Origin of the sequence: Paracoccus marcusii, assembly GCF_028621715.1 — a bacterium.
Lineage (GTDB): Bacteria > Pseudomonadota > Alphaproteobacteria > Rhodobacterales > Rhodobacteraceae > Paracoccus > Paracoccus marcusii.
In genome coordinates this window covers 1,553,827-1,574,466 of the sequence record NZ_CP117466.1, presented here as the reverse complement: position 1 = coordinate 1,574,466, position 20,640 = coordinate 1,553,827, and the positions used below count along the sequence as shown (strand labels likewise).

Here is a 20,640-nt window from a genome sequence, read left to right as displayed (position 1 = left end):
CTGCGCGATCAGCTGTCGTAGTCGATGACGTGACGCAGCTGCTTTTCGAACTCCAGCGCCTTGCCGGTGCCCAGGGCCACGCAGCTCATCGGCTGGTCGGCCAGGCTGATCGACAGGCCGGTCTGCTCGCGCAGCGCCAGGTCCAGCTCACCCAGCATGGCGCCGCCGCCGGTCAGCATCACGCCGCGGTCGACGATGTCGGCGGCCAGATCCGGGGGCGTCGCCTCCAGCGCAACCATCACGGCCTCGCAGATGGCCTGGACGGGCTCGGACAGCGCCTCGGCGACCATGGCCTGGCTGATCTCGATCTCCTTGGGGATGCCGTTCAGCAGGTCGCGGCCGCGCACCATCAGGGTCGCGCCACGCCCGTCATCGGGCATGCGGGCGGTGCCGATGCTGGTCTTGATGCGTTCGGCGGTCGATTCCCCGATCAGCATGTTCTGGTTGCGGCGCAGATAGTTGATGATCGCCTCGTCCATGCGGTCGCCGCCGATGCGCACCGAGCGCGCATAGACCACGTCGCCCAGGGACAGGACCGCGACCTCGGTCGTGCCGCCGCCGATGTCCACGACCATGCTGCCGGTGGGTTCGGTGATGGGCATGCCCGCGCCGATGGCCGCCGCGATGGGTTCGGCGATCAGGCCCGCCTTGCGCGCGCCCGCGGACAGGACCGACTGGCGGATGGCGCGTTTCTCGACCGGGGTCGCGCCGTGCGGGACGCAGACGATGATCTTGGGCTTGGAGAAGGTCGTGCGCTTGAACACCTTCTTGATGAAATGCTTGATCATCTGCTCGGCGCTGTCGAAATCGGCGATGACGCCCTCGCGCATCGGGCGGATGGCCTCGATACTTCCCGGCGTGCGGCCCAGCATCAGCTTGGCGTCCTCTCCGACCGCCAGGACGACGCGCTTGCCGTCCTTGACGTGATAGGCCACGACCGAGGGTTCGTTCAGGATGATGCCCTTGCCCTTGACATAGATCAGCGTGTTCGCCGTCCCCAGGTCGATTGCGATGTCGGTCGAAAACAAACCGCCGAATGCCATGCCCGTATCCTTTTCCCGCCGGTTGGCCCGGCCTGCCCTGTTTTGATGGTGCGTGATCGCCCTGACGGACGTGGCCCCGTATAGAGCCGTGCGCCGCACCGGAAAAGCCCCGATGCGCGCATTGGGCCGACAGCGGCATTTCTCGCGGGGGTGGTGCCGGGGGGACACGATGCCCCCCGCGCGCCTCAGTGCGAATACATGCTGATCTGCTTGGCGTCAGTGTCGCGGCCGGTCATCGCGCGGCGCAGGATCAGCCGGTTCAGCGCCCCCACATAGGCCTTGACCGAGGCCAGGATCGTGTCCGTATCGGCGGCCTGGCCGGTGACGATGCGGCCCTCCTCCTCCATGCGGACGCTGACGGTGGCCTGCGCATCGGTGCCCTCGGTCACGGCATGGACCTGATACAGCTGCAGCCGCGCGTCGTGCGGAAAGATTTCCCGCACCGCGTTGAAGCAGGCATCGACCGGACCGTCGCCGGTCGTCTCGGCCGTCTTCTCGACCCCGTCCACGATCATGGTCAGGGCCGCGGACTGCCCGTCGCTGCCGCAGACGACGCGCAGGTGCTTGACCTGCAGGTGATCCTCGGCCGTGTTGGCGGCGGCGTCCAGGACCAGGGCCACGATGTCATCGTCATAGACCTCCTTCTTGCGGTCGGCCAAGGCCTTGAACCGCACGAAGATGTCCTTCAGCTGGTTGTCCCCGACCTCGTATCCCAGATCGGCCAGCTTGGCGCGCAGCGCGGCGCGGCCCGAATGCTTGCCCATGGCGATGTTGTTCTCGGTCAGGCCGATATCGGCGGGGCGCATGATCTCGAAGGTCTCGACGTTCTTCAGCACGCCGTCCTGGTGGATGCCGGATTCGTGCAGGAAGGCGTTCTTGCCGACGATGGCCTTGTTGAACTGCACCGGAAAGCCCGACACGGCCGCCACGCGACGCGAGATGCCCATGATCTTGGTCGTGTCGATGCCCGTGCGGAACGGCATGATGTCGTTGCGGACCCGCATCGCCATCACCACCTCCTCCAGCGCGGTGTTGCCGGCGCGTTCGCCAAGGCCGTTGATCGTGCATTCGATCTGGCGGGCACCGGCCTCGACCGCGGCCAGGGCGTTGGCGGTCGCCATGCCCAGGTCGTTGTGGCAATGCGTGGCAAAGATGATCTGGTCCGCGCCGGGCACGCGCTCCAGCAGCATTGCGATCAGGGCGGCGCTTTCGCGCGGCGCGGTATAGCCCACCGTGTCGGGGATGTTGATCGTGGTGGCGCCGGCCTTGATAGCGATTTCCACCACCCGGCACAGATAATCATGCTCGGTCCGGGTGGCGTCCATGGGCGACCATTGCACGTTGTCGCACAGGTTGCGCGCATGGGTCACCGTCTGGTGGATGCGGTCCGCCATCTGGTCCATGTCCAGGTTCGGGATCGCCCGGTGCAGCGGCGAGGTGCCGATGAAGGTGTGGATGCGCGGCTGGCGGGCATGCTTGACCGCCTCCCAGCAGCGGTCGATATCGGGCAGCTGGGCGCGGGCCAGGCCGCAGATCACGCTGTTTTTCGACTGTTTCGCGATCTCGGACACGGCGGCAAAGTCGCCTTCCGAGGCGATGGGAAATCCGGCCTCGATCACGTCCACGCCCATCTCGTCCAGCATGGCGGCGATTTCCAGCTTTTCGGCATGGGACATGGTGGCGCCGGGCGACTGTTCGCCGTCGCGCAGCGTGGTGTCAAAGATCACGACGCGGTTCTGTTCGGTCATTGGCTTGGTCCTTCTTACGTGGTCCTGTGGGGTTTCCCGGGCGCTGACCTGTCTGAGCGGCGGCCCGGAAGACCCGCTCAGCGCAGCGTAAGAAGCAGCAGACCGCGAAGCTGCACGGCCAGACGCGCGCCGTGGGGCGCGGTGCGGGCGGTGGCGATGTGGCGCATCCGGGTCATGGCCGCGAATATGCCCCCCCGCGCGCATCTTGAAAACCCCTGATCGACACCGCCCGTCCGCAAGGCAGTTCCGACCTTTGCCATTGTAGCGACACATTTATGTCTGGCCCCGCCCGGCAAGCCTGCCTATCCTTTGATCACGACAACGAAAAACGACAACCAACAGATGAGGGCAACGAATGTCACGCAAGATCGTCGTCGGTTTCGACGGCAGCGATGCCTCGATCCGCGCCTTGGACTTTGCCATCTCGCGCGCGCAGGCGCAGGGCGACCACATCCTGATCGCGCATGTTCTGGAATGGTCGCCCTACAGCTTCCTGACGCCAAGCGAGGTCGAGGAACGACACCGCCGCCGCAAGGAGGAGCTGCAGCGCGCCGAAGCCGCCATCCTGACCCCCATGGTCAAGCGGGTCGAGGACGCGGGCATCCCCTGCGCGACCACGCTGCGATACGGCCACATCGCCGAAACGCTGTGCCGCATCGCCAAGGATGAGGGCGCGGCGATGATCTTCATAGGCCGGATGGGCGATTCGGGCTTTGCCTCGCGCATCTTCGGATCGGTCGCGGCGACGCTGGCGCAGGTCGCGCCGGTGCCCGTGGTCATCGTGCCGTGACCGGCCAACCAACAGGGACAAGAGCAATGAGAACACGCATCACAGCCGCGGCCCTCGCGGCACTGGCCGCAGGCCCCGCCGCGGCCCAGGGCATCGACGAGACCGTGAACCAGGTCTTTGCCAATTCCACGGGCTGGTTCGTCAGCCTGATCTTTTCCAACTTTCCCGGCACCAGCTTTCCCTGGATCGTCGCCTGGCTGGTGATCGCGGCCACGACCTTCACCATCTATTTCGGCGTGATCCAGCTGCGCGCCTTCGGCCATGCCATTGCGCTGGTCAGGGGCGACTATTCGGATCCGAACGACGCCGGAGAGGTCAGCCATTTCCAGGCGCTGACCACCGCCCTGTCGGGCACCGTGGGCCTGGGCAACATCGCGGGCGTCGCGGTGGCCGTCAGCATCGGCGGGCCGGGCGCCACGTTCTGGATGATCCTGGCGGGCCTTCTGGGCATGGCGGCCAAGTTCACCGAATGCACGCTTGGCGTCAAATACCGCAACGAATACGCGGACGGCACCGTGTCGGGCGGACCGATGTACTACATGGTCAAGGGGTTTGCCGAACGCGGCCTGCCGGGCGGGCGCATCCTGGCCGTGCTGTTCGCGATTTTCTGCATCCTGGGCAGCTTTGGCGGCGGGAACATGTTCCAGGCAAACCAGGCCCATGCCCAGCTGATCAACGTGGTGGGCGACTATCCCGGCTGGATCACAGGCGTGGTGATGGCGATCATCGTGTTCCTGGTCATCGTCGGCGGCCTGAAATCCATCGCCAGCGTGACCGAGAAGATCGTGCCCTTCATGGCCGCGCTCTACGTCGGGACGGCGCTGATCATCATCGTCATGAACTATGACATGATCGGTCAGGCGTTCTACCAGATCTTCGCGGGCGCCTTCACCAATGACGGCGTCGTGGGCGGGGCCATCGGGGCCCTGATCCAGGGCTTCCGCCGGGCCGCCTTCTCGAACGAGGCCGGCATCGGTTCCGCCGCGATCGCCCACAGCGCCGTGCGTACCAAGGAGCCGGTGACCGAGGGCTTCGTGTCGCTGCTGGAGCCGTTCATCGACACCGTCGTCATCTGCACCATGACCGCGCTGGTGATCATCATCACCGGGCAGCTGATCGCCGACCCCACGACCGGGATGTTCGTCCTGAACGAGGCGGGCGACCAGATCCGCACCGTGACCGGCAACACGGGCGTTGCCCTGACGTCGGATGCCTTCAGCAGCGCGTTCGGCTGGTTCCGCTATGTGCTGGTGCTGGCGGTGGTGCTGTTCGCCTTCTCGACCATGATCTCGTGGAGCTATTACGGGCTGAAGGCCTGGACCTTCCTCTTCGGAGAGGGCCAGACCAAGGAGCTGATCTTCAAGATCATCTTCTGCCTGTTCGTGGTCATCGGCGCCTCGGCCAGCCTGGGCCCGGTCATCGACTTCTCGGACGCGATGATCTTTGCGATGGCGATCCCCAACATCATCGCGCTGTACCTGCTGATGCCCGTCGTCAAGGCCGAGATGAACCGCTATCTGGGCCGCCTGAAATCCGGCGACATCCGCAAGTACGAATAACGCCCGCGACAGCGACGCGACCAGGGGGCGGGGAACCGCCCCCCTTTTCATTCGCGGTGGTCCGCGCGGACGATCTGTGCCAAACGGCGCCGGTCCGCGCAGGAGAACCCCGATGCCAAAGCCCCCCTTCGTCCATCCCGGAATGCGGTTGCCCTTCGCGCTGCTGGTGACCTGCTTCGCGGCCTGGGGGATCGCGGCGAACATGACCGACCCGCTGGTCCAGGTCTTTTCGCGCATCTTCTCGATGTCGACGCTGCAGGCGTCCTTCGTCCAGTTCGCCTATTACGGGGCCTATTTTCTGTTGGCCCTGCCCGCGGCCTTCATCAACCGGCGCTTCTCCTACAAGACCGGCATCCTGACGGGCCTGGGCTGCGCGGTCGCGGGCGCCTTCCTGTTCTATCCGGCGGCGCAGGCCATGACCTTCGGGTACTTCCTGGCCGCGCTGTTCCTGCTGGCGGGGGGGCTGTCGATCCTGGAGACCTCGGCCAACCCCTTCGTCATCGCGATGGGCCCCGAGGGCAATGCCACGCGCCGCCTGAACCTGGCCCAGGCCTTCAATCCGGTCGGCACGAACATCGGCGTGTTCCTGGCCGCGACGCTGATCCTGCCGCGTCTGAACCCGGCAACCGACGCCGAACGCGCCGCCATGCCCGCCGCGACGCTGGAGCAGATCCAGCGCGCCGAACTGTCCGCGGTCATGACGCCCTATGTGGGGCTGGCCTTCGTGCTGCTGGTCATCTGGATCGCCATCGCCTTCCTGCGCATCCCGACCGACCGCGAATCCATCGCCCCCGACGCCGCCCGCGTTCAGTTCGCACCGACGCTGCGGCGGCTGCTGTCGAACCGGCATTACGTGTTCGGGGTGGTGGCCCAGTTCTTCAACGTGGCCGCCCAGACCTGCGTCTGGACCTTCACCATCCAGTACGTGATCGCCGCCATCGGCGGGACCGAGGCGCAGGCCGGATGGTACCTGCAGGCCAGCCTGATCGTGTTCCTGATCGCCCGTTTCGTGATGGTCGGCGTGATGGGCGTGATCCGCCCCGCGGCGCTGCTGACGGTGATGGCCGTGGCGGGGACGGGCCTGTGCCTGTTCGCGGCCACCGGGCCGGGGCTGGCGGGTGTCTGGGCGGTGGTCGCCGTATCGGCCTGCCTGTCGCTGATGTTTCCCACCATCTACGGCATCGCCCTGCACGGCCTGGGCGACGACACCAAGTTTGGCGCGGCGGGCCTGGTCATGGCGATCCTGGGCGGCGCGACCGTGCCGCTGATCCATGGCGCGGTCATGGATTCCCACGGCGCAGCGCTGTCCTATGTGGTGCCGGGACTGTGCTTCCTGGTCGTCGCGGCCTTCGGGCTGTTCGACCTGCGCTCGACCCGCCATGCGGACGCTGCAACGCAGCATTGACCAGCCAGGCGGTTGCCTGCCGGGCTGATAGCGCCAACATAGGGGTCAGGATCTGCGAAAGGACCACCCCCATGCTTGCCTATTACGGACTGTATCTTGACGACGCCGGCCGGGCGATGGCGCGCCGTGCGCCGCGGCCCACCGCCGGGCTGTTCCTGCTGCCCCATCAGATCGGCGCACTGAACGCCACGCGCCACGGCGGAACCCTGCGTGCGCTGCTGCGGCGGCTGACCGGACGGCTGCGCGCGGCCTAAGGGCGGCGGCGGCGACGTACCGGGATCATCTGCTGCGCGCCACCGGCCACCAGCAGCCATGCCGAGGTCAGGACAAGACCCCAGTTCGCCCAGCTTTCCGGGTGGAAGTCGACCACCGCGGCCCAGCCCGCGAACAGCACCCAAGCCAACGCCACCGGCAGCGAGATCGCCTGCCAGCGCTTGGTCCGGACGGGGTGAATGAACTTGATGTTGGTGAACATCGCGGCGCTCAACGCCGTGACGATCAGCAGGATGATGGTCCAGTGCGGCTTGACCGCGAACAGGACCAGGATGACCATGTTCCAGCAGCCGGGAAAGCCCGCGAAGGAATTGTCCCGCGTCTTCATCCGCGTGTCCGCGAAATAGACGACGCTGGTGAACACGATCACGATGATCGCGAACCAGCCCGTCCAGCCCGACAGCAGCCCCGACTGGAACAGCGCAAAGGCCGGGATGAACACGTAGGTCAGATAGTCGATGATCAGGTCCATCAGCACGCCGTCATAGGCGGGCCAGTTCTTCTTGACGTCGTAACGTCGCGCCAGCGGGCCATCGATGCCGTCGACGACGAAGGCCACCACCAGCCACAGGAACATCAGCGCCCAGTCTGCCTGCACGGCGGCCAGCATGGCCAGCATGGCCAGAACGGCTCCGGTGGCGGTCAAAAGATGGACGGAAAGGGCTTTGTGACGCATCTGCATGCGGTTTAATCGCAGGTTGAACCCCCCAACGCAACCGCACTTGCCCGGTCAGCGCAGGATCGGGGGGCCTTTCGGGCGCGGTGCCGGTTCCTCGGGCGCGGGGGGCGTCAGGTCGAACAGCAGCGCACCGGCCGGGGGCGGCGCGTCCGAAAAGCTGATGTCGACGCCGCCGGGCTGGGCGGGAAGGAACGCCAGCGCCTCGGCCAGGGCCTTGGCGATGGCCGGCTGGCGGTCGACGGGCGCGCCGGTGATGACCAAGAGATGCCCGGCACCGTCCCCCGACGCGCCGACCAGCGCCGCGCCTGCGACCAGTCCGCGCAGGTCGGCCAGCCGTTCGGCCAGAGGATCCGCCAAGGCCTGCGCCACCTGCGGGTCGGGCGCGGTCAGGCGCAGCCGGGCCTGGCCCTCCTGAGGGGCGGCGTCCAGCACACCGGTCAGCCAATCCAGCATGCTGCTGTCCAGCAGCATCTCGGACGGGTGGCCGGGATTGACCAGCAACCCCGCTCCGTCCGCATTCAGCAGTCCCGCCAGCACCCGCCCCGGCAGCGCCGCGTAAGCCACGGGATGGCCGAAGAAATCCGCCAGCCGATCCTCGGCGTCGCAGGCCAGAGCGACACGCGCCCCGTCCAGATCGAAGATCTGCAATTCGACCTGGTCATGCACCGGCTCGCGCAGCAGGGCCACGGTCAGTTCGGTACCCGCCAGCCGCGACAGCATCCGCGCCCGCTGCGGCGCATCCGCGTCGTGGAACGGGACGGGGGCAAGATCATCCAGCGCGCTCATGGTCGGGCCTTTCCGAATTGGCTGGCCAAGCGGTAAAGCCCGCGCCGTGCCCACGCAAGCGTGATTGCCCATGCCCGGCCCCCCGCCCCATATTGTGCGCATGAAAAGACGCGCCCTGATCCTGACCGCCGCCGCCCTGCCCCTGCTGGCAGCCCCCCGCATCGCCGGCGCCAGCCTGGCCCCCCTGCTGTCGCAGGCCGGATCGATGCCGCCCCTGCGTGCCATCGCCCTGTGGCAGGACGACGGCGCACAGGGGGTGGAACTGGCGGCCCAGGGCTATCACGGCTTCACGCCGGACAGCCCGACGAACATCAAGTCGGCGTCGAAATCGGTGGTATCGGCGCTGGCGGGCATCGCAATCGGCCGCGGCCTGCTGGAGAGCACGGATCAGCCCATCGCACCGCTGCTGCGCAGCGACCTGCCCGCATCGGCCGACCCGCGGCTGGCACGCGTCACCCTGGGCAACCTGCTGTCGATGCAGGCCGGGCTGGAACGCCAGTCGGGACAGAATTACGGCCGATGGGTCAGCAGCCCGAACTGGGTGCGCAGCGCGCTGGCCGCGCCCTTCGTCCAGGATCCCGGCACGCGGATGCAGTATTCGACCGCATCGACGCATCTGGTCGCGGCGATCCTGACCCGCGTCACCGGCCGCCCGCTGCTGGACGTCGCACGCGACTGGCTGTCGCCCATTCCCGGATTTCGCATCACCGGATGGGACCGCGATCCGCAGGGCATCTATCTGGGCGGCAACCAGATGGCGATGAGCACCCGGTCGCTGCTGGCCTTCGGTGCGACATACGCGCGGGGCGGTCGGGCGGGCGGGCGGCAGGTCGTCCCCGCGGCCTGGATCGACGAAAGCTGGCGGCGCCGCACCTCCAGCATCTTCAGCGGCCAGGGATACGGCTATGGCTGGTTCCTGGGGCGGATGGCCGGGCGGGACGTGCGCTATGGCTGGGGCTATGGCGGGCAGATGGTCTATGTGTTCCCCGCGACGCGGCGCCAGCCGGCGCTATCCATCGCGATGACGTCGGACCCGGACCTGCCGTCGGGGCGCACCGGGCACCGCGACGACCTGCACCGCCTGGCGGAACAGCTGGCCGGCGCGGTCTAGGCGAACGCGCGCGGCCTGCGCCGTCAGTCGACGAAGTCGCCGGCCTGGAAGTTGCCCAGGTTGCCAAGAAGCTGTCCGATGAACGAGATATCGGTCACGCTGCCGTCGGTCACGCGGCGCGACAGGCTGACCACGCGGCCGCGTTCCAGGCCAAAGGTCTCGACATTGCTGACCACGCCGGTGGGCGCGAACGAGATGGCGACGACCTTGCGGTCGATCTCGCGCGGGGCGGCTGGGCCGAGGCGGCGCCAGCGCGATCCGACATAGTACCAGCCGGACCCCGTCAGCAGGCCCTGGGCCGACGGGCGACCGATCAGGCCGGGCAGTTCCTCCATCGTGGTCTGCCCCGGCACGACCTGCGCCAGTTCCAGATCGGGGGGGACGTATCCGTGGTTCCGTTCGATGGGTGCACAGGCGGCAAGCCCGAGGACAGCCAGAAACGCCAGTGTCATCAGGCTTCTGATGGCGGACATGGGCGGGTTCCCTCCTTGGGGCGGTTGACGCGGCCCGCCCTGCCTAGCAAACTCGGCCACCCTGCTCAAGAATATCAATCCTCGGGGTCACGCGCCCCGCGCCGCATCGACAAAGGTCCGACATGATCACCCCCGAATCGCATCCGCAGCGGCTGCGCGTCGCGCATCTGAACCCGAACGCGCCGACGACCTTTCACCTGCGCCCAGACGAAGGCGTGCGGGAGGCCCTGGCGGCCGAGCTGGGGCTGGACGCGCTGACGCGCCTGGACTTTCGCGGCACGCTGCGCGCGCATGGCACCTACAGCTGGCTGCTGACGGCGACGCTGGCCGCGCGGGTAACGCAACCCTGCGTCATCACGCTGAAGCCCGTGCGCACCGACATCTCGGAACCGGTCCGCATCCAGTTCTCTCCGCATGTGGCCGCACCCGAGGGCGACGAGATCGAGATGCCGGACGAGACGCTGGAACCCCTTGGCAACTTCATCGACCTGACCGCGATCATGGTCGAGGCCCTGTCGCTGGCCCTGCCCGCCTATCCGCGGGCCGAGGGGGCAAGCCTGCCGCAGGCCGCGGCGGCCGACGACGATGCCGCCGGCGACACACGGCGTCCCTTTGCCGGGTTGGACAAGCTGCTGGGCGGCAAGGACGGCGAATCCTGACCCGGGCTGCGTGGCCATCGGGCCACAGGCGGGCGCGAAATGCGCCCGAACCCGCCGCCGGGGGGCGCAATCGCGGCCCGTTCGCGGCAAAGGGGGGCCATGTGCGGTGCGTTTGCGGCCGTCCCCTGGCCTTCGGGGCTTGCGGGCGCGGTCGTCATGGCGTATCTGCGCGGTTCATTTACGAATTCAAATCTGGTGTGATCGCGTTCTGGCGCCGCACCCTGACAACCGAGGTGGTGACATGGCTGTCCCTCAGAATCGCGTAACCCGGTCCAAGCGCAACATGCGCCGTGCGCATGATGCGCTGGTCGCGGGCAACCCGAACGAATGCTCCAACTGCGGCGAGCTGAAGCGCCCGCATCACGTCTGCCCGTCCTGCGGCCACTACGCCGACCGCGAAGTGATCGCGAAGGCGAACGAGATCGACCTGGACGACGACGCGGCCTGATTCCGGCGCGCCCGTCCTGATGTCCGTCCCCTCCGCGAGCACGCCGACACCGCGCGTCCCCGATTCCGGGGGCAGCGTGGTGATATCGGTTGACGCCATGGGTGGCGACCGCGGCCCCGCCGTCGTCGTCGCAGGCATGGCCGAAAGCGCCGAGAAGAACCCCGAGATCCGCTTCATCGTCCATGGCGACGAGGCAGAGCTTGCGGGCCTGATCGCGCGCCGCAAGGTGCTGGCGGGTCGCTGTGACATCCGCCATGCCGCGGGCGTGGTGACGATGCATGACAAGCCCAGCCAGGTCCTGCGCAAGGGCGAGGGCACGTCGATGTGGTCCACGCTGGAATCGGTCAAGGCTGGAGAGGCGCAGGTCGCCGTGTCCTGCGGGAACACCGGCGCGCTGATGGCGCTGTCGATGATGCGCCTGCGCAAGCTGCCGGGCGTGAACCGGCCGGCCATCGCCTGCCTGTGGCCGTCGCGCAACCCCCAAGGGTTCAACATCATGCTGGACGTGGGCGCGGACATCCGCGCCGATGCGCATGACCTGCTGCAATATGCCCTGATGGGGGCATCCTATGCGCGCAACGGCCTGGGCCTGCCCATGCCGCGCGTCGGCCTGCTGAACGTGGGCACCGAGGAACACAAGGGCCGCGCCGAACTGAAGCAGGCCCACGAGATGATCGAGCAGGCTGCCGCCGGCAGCTATACCTATGTCGGCTTCGTCGAGGGTGGCGATCTGCCGTCCGACCGCGTGGATGTGATCGTCACCGACGGATTCACCGGCAATGTCGCCTTGAAGACCGGGGAAGGCACGGCCAAGCTGGTCGGCGACTTCCTCAAGGACGCCTTCTCGAATTCGATCATGTCAAAATTTGCGGCCGTCCTGGCCATGAGCTCGCTCAAGCGCCTGCAGAAGCGGATCGACCCGCGCCGCGTGAACGGCGGCATCTTCCTGGGCCTGAACGGCACGGTCGTGAAATCGCACGGCTCCGCCGATGCGACCGGCGTGTCCGCGGCCATCAAGCTGGCCTTCACCCTGGCCAAGTCGGGCTTCCAGGACCGCCTGGCCGCCCGTGTGGCCCAAGGTGCCGCGGCATCCGCCAGCGCCACCGATACAGGAGCATCGTCGTGACGCGTCGTTCGGTCATCTGCGGCACCGGGCATTATCTGCCTGAACGCATCGTCGAGAATAGCTGGTTCGAGGACAAGCTGGACACCACCGACGAATGGATCCGCTCTCGCACCGGGATCGAGCGTCGCCACTTCGCGGCCGAGGGCCAGACCACCAGCGACCTGGCCATCCGCGCCGCCAAGGCCGCGCTGGACCGCGCAGGCATGACCGCAGACGACATCGACGGTGTCGTGCTGGCGACCTCGACCCCCGACTTCACGTTTCCGGCCGTCGCGACCATGGTCCAGGCCGGTCTGGGGATGAAGCGCGGCTTTGCCTATGACGTGCAGGCCGTCTGCGCGGGCTTCGTCTTTGCGCTGGCCAATGCGGATGCGATGATTCGCGCGGGCCAGGCCGACCGCATCCTGGTAATCGGCGCCGAGACGTTTTCCCGGATCATGGACTGGACCGACCGCGGCACCTGCGTGCTGTTCGGCGACGGCGCTGGCGCGGTCGTCCTGCAGGCTGAGGACGGTGCGGGCACCAGCGATGACCGGGGCATCCTGGCCAGCGACCTGAACAGCGACGGCACCTATCGCGAGCTTCTGTATGTCGATGGTGGCGTGTCATCCACCGGAACGGCAGGCCAGCTGCGGATGCAGGGCAACCTGGTCTTCCGCCACGCGGTCGAAAAGCTGGCCAAGACGGCGCATACCGCACTGGACCGTGCCGGGCTGACGCCTGCCGACGTGGACTGGCTGGTCCCGCATCAGGCGAACATGCGCATCATCACCGCCACCGCACAGAAGATGCAGCTGCCGCTGGACAAGGTTGTGCTGACCGTGGCCGATCACGGCAACACGTCGGCCGCGTCGATCCCGCTGGCCCTGTCCGTCGCCGACGGCCAGGGACGATTCGCGCCAGGCCAGGTTCTGGTGACCGAGGCGATCGGCGGCGGTCTCAGCTGGGGCGCGGTCGTCCTGCGCTGGTAGGCTATTTCAACAACGCATCCTTGCTGGCGCGGCGGTTCATCCCGCCCGCGGGCCGTTTTGCGCGATCATGGCCCGACTGACAGGCCACGCACAGCTGTACCCCGGGCTGCGCAGCGCGGCGTGCCTCGGGGATCGGTTCATCGCATTCCGCGCAGATCCGTGCGCTGTCGCCGGCCTGACGGCGCGACGCGGCCAGCCGGGCGCGGGCGATCGCCTCGGCCGTGCTGACATCGATCTGGTCGTTCACCGCGTCGTCGCGGGCCCATCCGCCTGCCATCCTGTCCTCCATCGCTATCCTGCGTCCTCAACAGATGGGAAGCATCGCGCCGGAATCAATCGCCATGCCCTGTCCAAGGGCGCGCCGGCGCATGACAAGTATCGGGCGGGGAACGATTTCCCCGCGGGCCTCGTTGACAGCCATGGGAATTCGAACCATCCTTCCCGCATTCAAGAGGATCAATCATGGGCGACAAGACCTTGACCCGGATGGACTTGGCCGAAGCGGTATTCCGTGACGTCGGCCTGTCCCGTCACGAATCGGCACAGCTGGTCGAAAGCGTGCTGGACCACATCTCGGACGCGCTGGTGCAGGGAGAGCAGGTCAAGATCTCGTCCTTCGGCACCTTTTCGGTGCGCGACAAGAACGAGCGGATCGGCCGCAATCCCAAGACCGGCGAAGAGGTGCCCATCACGCCCCGCCGCGTGCTGTCCTTCCGGCCTTCGCACCTGATGAAGGATCGCGTGGCAGCCGGAAACAAGCGATAGCCCCGGCCCGACCCCATGGCGAAAGGCGCAGAGGCATTCCGGTCGATCGGAGAGGTGGCGGCCCTGATCGGCGTCGCGCCGCATGTCCTGCGCTATTGGGAGACGCAATTCTCGGCGCTGAAGCCGATGAAGCGCCCCGACGGCAGACGCTACTATCGCCCCGCCGATGTCGAGATGGCAGCGGGCATCTGTGCCCTGCTGCGCGACGACGGGCTGACGATTCGTGGAGCGATTCGCCAGATCGCCACGGACCGCGGACAATCAGTCCGCAGGCGGGGCGCACAGCAGCTTTCCCCGCAGTCGGAGACGGCGCCCCCTGCCCCCGCACCCGCGCGCATCGCCCCTGTCAGCCCTCCGTCGCAACCGCCGGTCTGGCTGGCACGCCTCAGCGATATGGCGCGTCATCTGCAGCAGATTTCACCCGCCGATCGCCGCTGGCCGCGGGCCAAGCCTGCTGTCATCCGGCTGGCGCAGGCCATGTTGAGCCTGTCCTGATCCCCGCGTGCGATTTGTCAAAGTTTTCCGCGCCCAGGCCCTTGTGCTGGCCTGCCGGATCGCTTTATAGCATGCGCGTCGGGCCGTGGCGCAGCCTGGTTAGCGCGTCCGTCTGGGGGGCGGAAGGCCGAGAGTTCGAATCTCTCCGGCCCGACCATTCCGAAAACGCCCATCCTTTTCCAAGGGTGGGCGTTTCCCTTATCCCCCACCCGCATCAGGGGCTTGCGACATGAATGGCGTTCTGCCCGACAGCGATATCCGCGATCTGATCGACCAAGGCGTCATCCGCGCCGACGCCCCCGTCACGTCCGAACAGATCCAGCCCGCCAGCCTTGACCTGCGGCTTGGCCGCACCGCCTATCGCCTGCGTGCCAGCTTTCTGGCCGGGCGCGGGCGGCGCATCGCGGACCGGCTGGCCGATTTCCAGATGCACCAGATGGACCTGTCCGACGGCGCCGTGCTGGAACGCGGCTGCGTCTACCTGATCCCGCTGCAGGAGCGGATCGCCCTGCCTGCGGGCATGTCGGCGGTCGCCAACGCCAAGTCATCGACCGGGCGGCTGGACCTGCTGACGCGGCTGGTGACCGATGACGGCACCGAATTCGACCGCCTGCCCGAGGGTTACGACGGACCGCTTTACGCCGAGATCTGCCCGCGCAGCTTTTCGGTGCTGGTGCGGCCTGGCATGCGCCTGAACCAGCTGCGCCTGCGCCGGGGTCAGGCCGTCCTGTCGGACGCCGATCTGACCGCGCTGCATGCGGATCAACCGCTGGTGGGCGGTGCGCCGGTGCTGATCGATCACGGTTTGGGCTTCTCGGTCGATCTGCGTCCTGCGCAGGGCGATCTGGTCGGCTATCGCGCCCGGCCGCATAGCGGGGTGATCGATCTGGACCGCATCGGCGCCTATCCCGTGGCCGAGTTCTGGGATGAGCTGCGCACGACCGAGGGCCGCCTGATCCTGGACCCCGGCGCCTTCTATATCCTGGTCAGCCGCGAATCGGTAGCAATCCCTGCCGACTACGCGGCCGAGATGGCGCCCTATCTGGCGATGGTGGGGGAATTCCGGGTCCATTACGCGGGCTTCTTCGATCCCGGCTTCGGCATCGGGGATGAGGGGCACGGGGCACGCGGCGTCCTTGAGGTACGCTGCCACGAGGCGCCCTTCGTGCTGGAACACGGCCAGACCGTCGGCCGCCTGGTCTATGAGCGCATGGGTGCCCGCCCGCAGCGCCTTTACGGCGAGGGGATCCGGTCGAACTATCAGGGTCAGGGCCTGAAGCTGGCCAAGCAGTTTCGCTAAAGCGGCCCGGTCTGCCACAGGCGGACCTTCAGCCCGCCATGGGCCACGATAGGACCCGGTGCCTTCCACGGCAGGGCCGTAGCCTTGGCCAGTCCGGCCTCGGACGTGACCATGCCGATGCGCCACCCCTGGAACCGATCGCGGAACACCGTGCCCATCTGGCCGTGCAGGCCGAACAGCGGACCCTTGTTGCCGATCCGGGTGCCATAGGGCGGGTTCACGATCACGATGCCCGGCGGGCCGTCGGGGCGCTGCAGGTCGGTCACCTGCCCGGCCTGGAACCGCGTCACCGCGGACACGCCCGCACGGGCGGCATTCGCCTCGCTCATGCGGATCGCGCCGGGATCACGGTCGAAACCCAGGAACCGGAGGGACAGGTCGCGCGGCGCGGGCGCAGCGTTCATCGTGGCGAATGCAGCTGCGTCGTAATTCGCAAATCGCTGGAACGCGAAGCCGCGGCTGCGGCCGGGCAGCAGGCCCAGGGCGATCTCGGCAGCCTCCAGCACGAATGTGCCTGATCCGCACATCGGGTCCAGCACCGGCTGGCTGCCGTCAAAGCCCATCTTCGCCAGAAACATCGCGGCCATGGTCTCGCGCATGGGGGCCTTGGCGACGGCCTCCTTATGGCCGCGCTTGTGCAGCGATTCGCCGGTCGTATCCAGGCTGAAGGTCACCAGGTCGTCCTCGATCCGCGCCTTGACGGTGATCGACGGGCCGCGATCCTCCGGCGTGGCCAAGGGGGCGCCCAGTTGTTCGGTGATGGCGCGTTCGATGCGCTGAGTCGCAGCGCCGGCATGATAGATCCGGGAGGCGCGGCAGATGCTCTCGACCCGCACGGGCAGGTCGCGGGGCAGCAGGTCCGCCCAAGGGAACTTTCGGGCGCGCTTGTCCAGCTGGGCCAGGTGCATGGCGCGGAACCCGCCGATGCGGGCCAGCACGCGCGTGGCCCCTCGCAGCATCAGGTTCGCGCGCCAGACATCGGTCCAGCCGCCCGTGATGGCGACGCCGCCTGGCTGGATCACGCCGGTCCAGCCAAGGGCCTTTGCCTCGGCCGCCAGCGGCGCCTCGAGGCCGGGGGTGGCCACCAGAAAGATCTCGAAAGGGGTGTTGTCCATCGCGCAGCCCTAGCGCGCGTCGCGGGGAAAGCCCAGCCTCAGCGACGCGTCAGCCGCGACAGGGTCCGCATCTTGCGCGCCAGGTCCTGCATCTGCGCATCGCTGCGGCGCTTGCCCAACCCCGACTTGCCGAAGCCCGTCTTGCCGGACCCGGTCTTGCCACGCGACAGGGTGCCCAGCCCCTTATTGATGCCCCAGGTCATCGCACGGCGCGCGACAAGGCGGGTGAACATGCTGATCAGCTGGTTGGCGTTCATCGCTTACTCATCCTCGAACAACTCTTCGGGGTCGATATCGGGGTCCGCATCCCCGCCGACAAGGGGCAGGCCCAGACCATCGGCGGGCGGGCGCGATTCCAGCAACCCTGCCGCGCGCAGTTCCGCAAGCCCGGGCAGATCGAGCGCCGATTCCAAGCCGAAATGGTCCAGGAACGCCTCGGTCACGATATAGGTCGCGGGACGGCCGGGCGTCATGCGGCGGCGGCCGACACGCACCCATTCCATCTCGATCAGCTGGTCCAGCGTGCCACGGCTGAGGGCGACGCCGCGCACCTCCTCGATCTCGGTCCGGGTGACCGGCTGATGATAGGCGATGATCGCCAAGGTCTCGATGGCGGCGCGCGACAGGCGGCGGGTGTCCACCGTCTCGGTCTGCATCAGGAACGACAGGTCGGGCGCGGTCCGAAAGGCATAGGCGTCGCCGATGCGTTCCAAGACCACGCCGCGCCCCTGATAGGTCGCGCGCAGCCGGGCCACCGCCGCGGCCGGGTCGCAGCCCTGCGGCATCCGCGCGGTCAGATCGCGCAGGCTCATCGGCTGCACGGCGGCAAACAGGATCGCCTCGACCATGCGGGCCTGTTCGTCCAGCGCCGGAGAGGTGGGGTCAGCTGTGGTCGTCATGGGACTTTTGCCGGTAATGGATGGGCGCGAAGGTCTGCGCCTGCCGTATCTCCAGCCGGCCCTGGCGCGCAAGCTCCAGCGAGGCGGCAAAGGTCGCGGCGGTGGCGCTGCGCCGTCGCTTTGGGTCGTCCGACCAGCCGTCGGGCAGGAACACCGACAGGTCGGTCCACTGGCCGGTGAACCCGATCATCCGCCGCAACCGGTCCAGTGCCTGTTCCATCGTGAAGATGTCATGCCGGTCGAACGCATAGGGGCGGAACTCGTCGCGCGTCTTGAGCCGGGCATAGGCGCGCATTAGGTCGATCAGCCCCGCCTGCCATTGGGTGCGGCGGGTGCGCGCGACGGTCTCGGGGGCGCCGCGGGCAAAACGCGACAGGCCAAGCCGGTCGCGGCCCATCAGCTGCGCCGCCGCCTGCCGCATCGCGGCCAGACGCTCCAGCTGGAAGGCCAGATGGGCGGCCATGTCCTGGGCCGAGGGGCCTTCGGCCTCGGGGTCGGGGGGCAGCAGCAGGCGGGATTTCAGGAAGGCCAGCCAGGCGGCCATGACCAGATAGTCGGCCGCAAGCTCGATCCGCAGGGCGCGGGCCTTCTCGACAAAGGTCAGGTACTGCTCCGCCAGGTCCAGCACTCGGATCTTGAGCAGATCCACCTTTTGCGTGCGCGCCAGCGTCAGCAGCAGGTCCAGCGGCCCCTCATAGCCGTCGACATCGACGATCAGAGCCTCGTCCGCGCGCCGCTGCGCGACATTGGCATCCGCGACGGGCTGAAGATAGGGAACCTGTCTGGCCACGAAGCCTCCTTGGCACGGGCGCAAAGGGTCATGCCCCCGCGCCTGCCTGTCAAGCGCTCAGCACCCGCCACTGATCGGTCAGGGCGGCGATGTCGGCCTGTGCCGGAGTCTGTCTGCGGGCCAGGGCGGCATCGGCGCGGCGCATGGCGTCGCGCGTCATCGGACCGGCGGCCTCGACCACAGGCGCCATCTGGTCGATCGTGCCGTTGCAATGCAGCACCAGATCGCAGCCCGCCGCGATGGATGCGGCCGCGCGTTCGGCCTGCGTCCCCGACAGCGCGTTCATGGTGATGTCGTCGGTCATCAGCAGGCCGTCGAACCCGATCCGGTCGCGGATCAGCCCGATCATCCGGCGCGAGGCCGTGGCGGGCCCGTCATCCAGTGCCGGAAAGCGGATATGCGCGGTCATGCCCATCGGCAGATCGTTCAGTGCCCGGAACGGCGCGAAATCGACCGCGTCCAGTTCGGCCTCGGTCGCGTCGACCACGGGCAGGCCGTGATGGCTGTCGACCTGTGCGCGGCCATGGCCCGGCATGTGCTTGACCACCGGCAGAACGCCCGCGGCCAGCAACCCGTCCGCCGCCGCGCGGCCCAGTTCGGCCACGCGGTCAGGGTCGGTGCCCAGGCAGCGGTTGCGCAGGAAGGGATGCGTCCTGTCCTGCGCCACGTCCAGCGTGGGGGCGCAGTTCGAATCGATGCCCATGGCCCGCAGCTCTTGGCCAATCAGGTGATAGTACAGCCACATCGCCTGCGGTCCCGCCCGCGCCTGGTCCAGCGGCGCCGGCCAGTCGGTCCAATGGGGCGCGCGCATGCGCTGCACACGCCCGCCCTCCTGGTCGATGGTGATCACGCAGTCGCGGCCCACGGTCTCGCGCAGCTGCGCGGTCAGGCGGCGCAGTTGATCGGGCGCGTCGACATTGCGTCCGAACAGGATGAAGCCCCAAGGGTCGGCCTCGCGAAAGAACGCGGCCTCGTCCGGCGTCAGGGACAGGCCACCGACGCCACCCAGAATGGTTGCGTTCTGCACGGCCTCAGCCGCCAAGCGCCAGGCAGTCGGTCCCCGAGGATTGCAGCGCGGAACAGAACTGCCGCGCCTCGGACAGCGAATCAAAGCCCGCGACCCGCAGCCGCCAGAAGGTGCGACCGTTCGACTGATGTTCCTGGATGACCGGCGACTTGCCCGAGAACAGGCCACCATTGCGCCCCGCCAGCCGTTGCCATTCGCCATTGGCGATGGAGTCGCTGTCGAACGCGCCGACCTGCACGACGGGACCGCTGGCGCTGCGTGCCGCGGCGGGTGCCGGGGCCGGTGTGGGTGCCGCCGCGGGACGGTCGGGGGCCGGCGCCGGGGCCTGGGCCAGGGCGGTCTGCGCGGCGACGGGTGCGGGTGCCGCGGCAACCTGCGTCACACGGGGGCGCGGCGTGGGGCGGGCCGATGCGACGACCACGGCGGGGTTCGCCTCGGCCTGGGCCTGTGCCAGCGCCTCGGCGATGGCCGCGGACTGTGCCGGAAGGCCGTTCTCGTCGGTGACGACCTCGGTCACCGCACCCTCGCTGGCGGGGGCGTCGATGATCGCGGCCTGGTTGACGGCGTGATCGGCCAGGGCGCGTTCCGCGGCGGCGGCCGCCTCGGCCTCGGCCAGGGCGCGGGCCTCGCTGTCGGACAGCGGCACGATGGGCTCGCCCGCGAAAGTCAACGGCGTCTCCGACGGGTTCGAGGGTTCGCGGGCGGTGGCGCCCAATTCTCCCATGGCGACGTCATCGGCGGACAGGTCCACCGGTGCCGGCGCGATCGCGACCTGCTCGGTCGGCGACAGGACCTGCCCACCGGCGACCGAATTCACGGCCAGTCCTGTATGGTTGGTCAGCTGACCGCCCGGATCCTCGGCGGTGGTGCGGGCTTCGCCCTGGACGGCGCGGATGACGGGCACGCCCGACACGTCGCGCGACACCAGCTGCCAGCCCCAGGCCATCAACCCGACCATCAGCGCCACCGATGCGACCGCGCCCATGTAATGGGTCACCCGCGCCAGCCGCGCCGGCAGGCCGTCGGCCTGCCCGGGGTGCTGTGCCTGACCGGCAGCCGCCGCCGGCTGTCCGTTCTGATCGTAAGAGAATTCGCGCTTCACCTTGTGACGCGAGAAAACGTAGCCGCCTTCGCGGAAGTCCATCACTGCCATGTTCGCCTGCCCGCCGGTTGTCCCG

The 20,640-nt window shown here is 68.1% G+C and carries 24 protein-coding genes and 1 tRNA gene; 13 read left to right on the top strand and 12 right to left on the bottom strand.

Annotated features, from left to right (window positions below; all coding sequences use genetic code 11):
* Window positions 1-8: 8 nt before the first annotated feature.
* The gene (locus tag PRL19_RS07765) at window positions 9-1,043 is read right to left on the bottom strand and encodes a rod shape-determining protein (RefSeq protein ID WP_045982734.1); all 1,035 of its coding nucleotides are present in this window, start codon (window positions 1,041-1,043) and stop codon (window positions 9-11) included.
* Window positions 1,044-1,228: 185 nt separating this feature from the next.
* Window positions 1,229-2,791 carry a 2-isopropylmalate synthase gene (locus PRL19_RS07760; RefSeq protein WP_273744426.1) on the bottom strand — a complete coding sequence of 521 codons (1,563 nt, stop codon included), beginning with the start codon at window positions 2,789-2,791 and terminating at the stop codon, window positions 1,229-1,231.
* A gap of 355 nt (window positions 2,792-3,146) precedes the next feature.
* Between PRL19_RS07760 and PRL19_RS07755 the strand changes: the two genes are divergently transcribed.
* From PRL19_RS07755 to PRL19_RS07740, 4 genes are all read left to right on the top strand, one after another.
* A complete protein-coding gene (locus tag PRL19_RS07755; RefSeq protein ID WP_045982732.1) occupies window positions 3,147-3,581 on the top strand; it encodes a universal stress protein in 435 nt (144 codons plus the stop codon).
* Between the two features lie 26 nt (window positions 3,582-3,607).
* Window positions 3,608-5,140: an alanine/glycine:cation symporter family protein gene (locus PRL19_RS07750; RefSeq protein WP_252929149.1), complete on the top strand. Its 1,533-nt coding sequence runs from the start codon at window positions 3,608-3,610 to the stop codon at window positions 5,138-5,140.
* Window positions 5,141-5,252: 112 nt separating this feature from the next.
* Window positions 5,253-6,545 carry an L-fucose:H+ symporter permease gene (fucP, locus tag PRL19_RS07745; RefSeq protein WP_046000070.1) on the top strand — a complete coding sequence of 431 codons (1,293 nt, stop codon included), beginning with the start codon at window positions 5,253-5,255 and terminating at the stop codon, window positions 6,543-6,545.
* A 71-nt stretch (window positions 6,546-6,616) separates the two neighbouring features.
* The gene (locus PRL19_RS07740) at window positions 6,617-6,799 is read left to right on the top strand and encodes a hypothetical protein (RefSeq protein WP_046000069.1); all 183 of its coding nucleotides are present in this window, start codon (window positions 6,617-6,619) and stop codon (window positions 6,797-6,799) included.
* On the opposite strand, the gene PRL19_RS07735 is transcribed toward PRL19_RS07740, so the two are convergent.
* Window positions 6,796-7,500: a CDP-alcohol phosphatidyltransferase family protein gene (locus PRL19_RS07735; protein WP_045982728.1), complete on the bottom strand. Its 705-nt coding sequence runs from the start codon at window positions 7,498-7,500 to the stop codon at window positions 6,796-6,798. The two genes, PRL19_RS07740 and PRL19_RS07735, sit on opposite strands and share 4 nt — an antisense overlap.
* A 48-nt stretch (window positions 7,501-7,548) precedes the next feature.
* Entirely contained in the window at window positions 7,549-8,283 is a 735-nt protein-coding gene (locus tag PRL19_RS07730; RefSeq protein ID WP_273744425.1) for an SseB family protein, read from the bottom strand.
* Window positions 8,284-8,383: 100 nt separating this feature from the next.
* Between PRL19_RS07730 and PRL19_RS07725 the strand changes: the two genes are divergently transcribed.
* Entirely contained in the window at window positions 8,384-9,394 is a 1,011-nt protein-coding gene (locus PRL19_RS07725; RefSeq protein WP_273744424.1) for a serine hydrolase domain-containing protein, read from the top strand.
* A 23-nt stretch (window positions 9,395-9,417) separates the two neighbouring features.
* Here PRL19_RS07725 and PRL19_RS07720 read toward each other — a convergent pair whose 3' ends face one another.
* A complete protein-coding gene (locus tag PRL19_RS07720; protein WP_045982726.1) occupies window positions 9,418-9,867 on the bottom strand; it encodes an outer membrane protein assembly factor BamE in 450 nt (149 codons plus the stop codon).
* 122 nt (window positions 9,868-9,989) lie between these two features.
* Here PRL19_RS07720 and PRL19_RS07715 point away from each other — a divergent pair, with 122 nt between their 5' ends.
* The 4 genes from PRL19_RS07715 to PRL19_RS07700 all read left to right on the top strand — a co-directional run bounded on the left by PRL19_RS07715 (window position 9,990) and on the right by PRL19_RS07700 (window position 13,071).
* Complete coding sequence (locus tag PRL19_RS07715) at window positions 9,990-10,526, top strand: YceD family protein (protein WP_273744423.1); 537 nt, start codon at window positions 9,990-9,992, stop codon at window positions 10,524-10,526.
* Window positions 10,527-10,767: 241 nt separating this feature from the next.
* Window positions 10,768-10,974, top strand: coding sequence for a 50S ribosomal protein L32 (gene rpmF, locus PRL19_RS07710; protein WP_042251337.1), 207 nt, complete (start codon window positions 10,768-10,770; stop codon window positions 10,972-10,974).
* 19 nt (window positions 10,975-10,993) lie between these two features.
* Entirely contained in the window at window positions 10,994-12,100 is a 1,107-nt protein-coding gene (gene plsX, locus PRL19_RS07705; RefSeq protein ID WP_273744422.1) for a phosphate acyltransferase PlsX, read from the top strand.
* Window positions 12,097-13,071, top strand: coding sequence for a beta-ketoacyl-ACP synthase III (locus PRL19_RS07700; RefSeq protein ID WP_045982723.1), 975 nt, complete (start codon window positions 12,097-12,099; stop codon window positions 13,069-13,071). Before plsX ends, PRL19_RS07700 begins: the two co-directional genes overlap by 4 nt.
* Before the next feature lies 1 nt (window position 13,072).
* On the opposite strand, the gene PRL19_RS07695 is transcribed toward PRL19_RS07700, so the two are convergent.
* Window positions 13,073-13,348, bottom strand: a complete 276-nt coding sequence (locus PRL19_RS07695) for a DksA/TraR family C4-type zinc finger protein (protein ID WP_273744421.1) — start codon at window positions 13,346-13,348, stop codon at window positions 13,073-13,075.
* A gap of 185 nt (window positions 13,349-13,533) precedes the next feature.
* Here PRL19_RS07695 and ihfA point away from each other — a divergent pair, with 185 nt between their 5' ends.
* From ihfA to PRL19_RS07675, 4 genes are all read left to right on the top strand, one after another.
* The gene (gene ihfA / locus PRL19_RS07690; RefSeq protein WP_042251331.1) at window positions 13,534-13,836 is read left to right on the top strand and encodes an integration host factor subunit alpha; all 303 of its coding nucleotides are present in this window, start codon (window positions 13,534-13,536) and stop codon (window positions 13,834-13,836) included.
* A 15-nt stretch (window positions 13,837-13,851) separates the two neighbouring features.
* Complete coding sequence (locus tag PRL19_RS07685; protein ID WP_273744420.1) at window positions 13,852-14,331, top strand: MerR family transcriptional regulator; 480 nt, start codon at window positions 13,852-13,854, stop codon at window positions 14,329-14,331.
* 79 nt (window positions 14,332-14,410) lie between these two features.
* Window positions 14,411-14,488 (top strand) — tRNA-Pro (locus PRL19_RS07680).
* Window positions 14,489-14,560: 72 nt separating this feature from the next.
* On the top strand, window positions 14,561-15,631 hold the full coding sequence (locus tag PRL19_RS07675) for a 2'-deoxycytidine 5'-triphosphate deaminase (RefSeq protein ID WP_139599122.1): 1,071 nt from the start codon (window positions 14,561-14,563) through the stop codon (window positions 15,629-15,631).
* Here the strand turns inward: PRL19_RS07675 and PRL19_RS07670 are convergent.
* From PRL19_RS07670 to PRL19_RS07645, 6 genes are read right to left on the bottom strand one after another with little or no spacing between them, the layout of a single operon-like run.
* Complete coding sequence (locus PRL19_RS07670) at window positions 15,628-16,746, bottom strand: THUMP domain-containing class I SAM-dependent RNA methyltransferase (RefSeq protein ID WP_273744419.1); 1,119 nt, start codon at window positions 16,744-16,746, stop codon at window positions 15,628-15,630. The two genes, PRL19_RS07675 and PRL19_RS07670, sit on opposite strands and share 4 nt — an antisense overlap.
* A 38-nt stretch (window positions 16,747-16,784) precedes the next feature.
* Window positions 16,785-17,003 carry a hypothetical protein gene (locus PRL19_RS07665; protein WP_139599124.1) on the bottom strand — a complete coding sequence of 73 codons (219 nt, stop codon included), beginning with the start codon at window positions 17,001-17,003 and terminating at the stop codon, window positions 16,785-16,787.
* Between the two features lie 3 nt (window positions 17,004-17,006).
* Entirely contained in the window at window positions 17,007-17,645 is a 639-nt protein-coding gene (gene scpB / locus PRL19_RS07660) for an SMC-Scp complex subunit ScpB (protein ID WP_273744418.1), read from the bottom strand.
* The gene (locus tag PRL19_RS07655) at window positions 17,629-18,435 is read right to left on the bottom strand and encodes a segregation and condensation protein A (protein WP_273744417.1); all 807 of its coding nucleotides are present in this window, start codon (window positions 18,433-18,435) and stop codon (window positions 17,629-17,631) included. Before PRL19_RS07655 ends, scpB begins: the two co-directional genes overlap by 17 nt.
* 49 nt (window positions 18,436-18,484) lie before the next feature.
* A complete protein-coding gene (locus PRL19_RS07650; protein ID WP_273744416.1) occupies window positions 18,485-19,462 on the bottom strand; it encodes a glycoside hydrolase family 3 N-terminal domain-containing protein in 978 nt (325 codons plus the stop codon).
* Between the two features lie 4 nt (window positions 19,463-19,466).
* Window positions 19,467-20,615, bottom strand: coding sequence for an SPOR domain-containing protein (locus PRL19_RS07645; RefSeq protein ID WP_064503546.1), 1,149 nt, complete (start codon window positions 20,613-20,615; stop codon window positions 19,467-19,469).
* Window positions 20,616-20,640 lie beyond the last annotated feature (25 nt).

Coding starts and splice junctions, on each gene's coding strand:
- PRL19_RS07765 (WP_045982734.1), bottom strand. CDS start 1,043: ATGGCATTCGGCGGTTTGTTTTCGACCGACATCGCAATCGACCTGGGG.
- PRL19_RS07760 (WP_273744426.1), bottom strand. CDS start 2,791: ATGACCGAACAGAACCGCGTCGTGATCTTTGACACCACGCTGCGCGAC.
- PRL19_RS07755 (WP_045982732.1), top strand. CDS start 3,147: ATGTCACGCAAGATCGTCGTCGGTTTCGACGGCAGCGATGCCTCGATC.
- PRL19_RS07750 (WP_252929149.1), top strand. CDS start 3,608: ATGAGAACACGCATCACAGCCGCGGCCCTCGCGGCACTGGCCGCAGGC.
- fucP (WP_046000070.1), top strand. CDS start 5,253: ATGCCAAAGCCCCCCTTCGTCCATCCCGGAATGCGGTTGCCCTTCGCG.
- PRL19_RS07740 (WP_046000069.1), top strand. CDS start 6,617: ATGCTTGCCTATTACGGACTGTATCTTGACGACGCCGGCCGGGCGATG.
- PRL19_RS07735 (WP_045982728.1), bottom strand. CDS start 7,500: ATGCAGATGCGTCACAAAGCCCTTTCCGTCCATCTTTTGACCGCCACC.
- PRL19_RS07730 (WP_273744425.1), bottom strand. CDS start 8,283: ATGAGCGCGCTGGATGATCTTGCCCCCGTCCCGTTCCACGACGCGGAT.
- PRL19_RS07725 (WP_273744424.1), top strand. CDS start 8,384: ATGAAAAGACGCGCCCTGATCCTGACCGCCGCCGCCCTGCCCCTGCTG.
- PRL19_RS07720 (WP_045982726.1), bottom strand. CDS start 9,867: ATGTCCGCCATCAGAAGCCTGATGACACTGGCGTTTCTGGCTGTCCTC.
- PRL19_RS07715 (WP_273744423.1), top strand. CDS start 9,990: ATGATCACCCCCGAATCGCATCCGCAGCGGCTGCGCGTCGCGCATCTG.
- rpmF (WP_042251337.1), top strand. CDS start 10,768: ATGGCTGTCCCTCAGAATCGCGTAACCCGGTCCAAGCGCAACATGCGC.
- plsX (WP_273744422.1), top strand. CDS start 10,994: ATGTCCGTCCCCTCCGCGAGCACGCCGACACCGCGCGTCCCCGATTCC.
- PRL19_RS07695 (WP_273744421.1), bottom strand. CDS start 13,348: ATGGCAGGCGGATGGGCCCGCGACGACGCGGTGAACGACCAGATCGAT.
- ihfA (WP_042251331.1), top strand. CDS start 13,534: ATGGGCGACAAGACCTTGACCCGGATGGACTTGGCCGAAGCGGTATTC.
- PRL19_RS07685 (WP_273744420.1), top strand. CDS start 13,852: ATGGCGAAAGGCGCAGAGGCATTCCGGTCGATCGGAGAGGTGGCGGCC.
- PRL19_RS07675 (WP_139599122.1), top strand. CDS start 14,561: ATGAATGGCGTTCTGCCCGACAGCGATATCCGCGATCTGATCGACCAA.
- PRL19_RS07670 (WP_273744419.1), bottom strand. CDS start 16,746: ATGGACAACACCCCTTTCGAGATCTTTCTGGTGGCCACCCCCGGCCTC.
- PRL19_RS07665 (WP_139599124.1), bottom strand. CDS start 17,003: ATGAACGCCAACCAGCTGATCAGCATGTTCACCCGCCTTGTCGCGCGC.
- scpB (WP_273744418.1), bottom strand. CDS start 17,645: ATGACGACCACAGCTGACCCCACCTCTCCGGCGCTGGACGAACAGGCC.
- PRL19_RS07645 (WP_064503546.1), bottom strand. CDS start 20,615: ATGGCAGTGATGGACTTCCGCGAAGGCGGCTACGTTTTCTCGCGTCAC.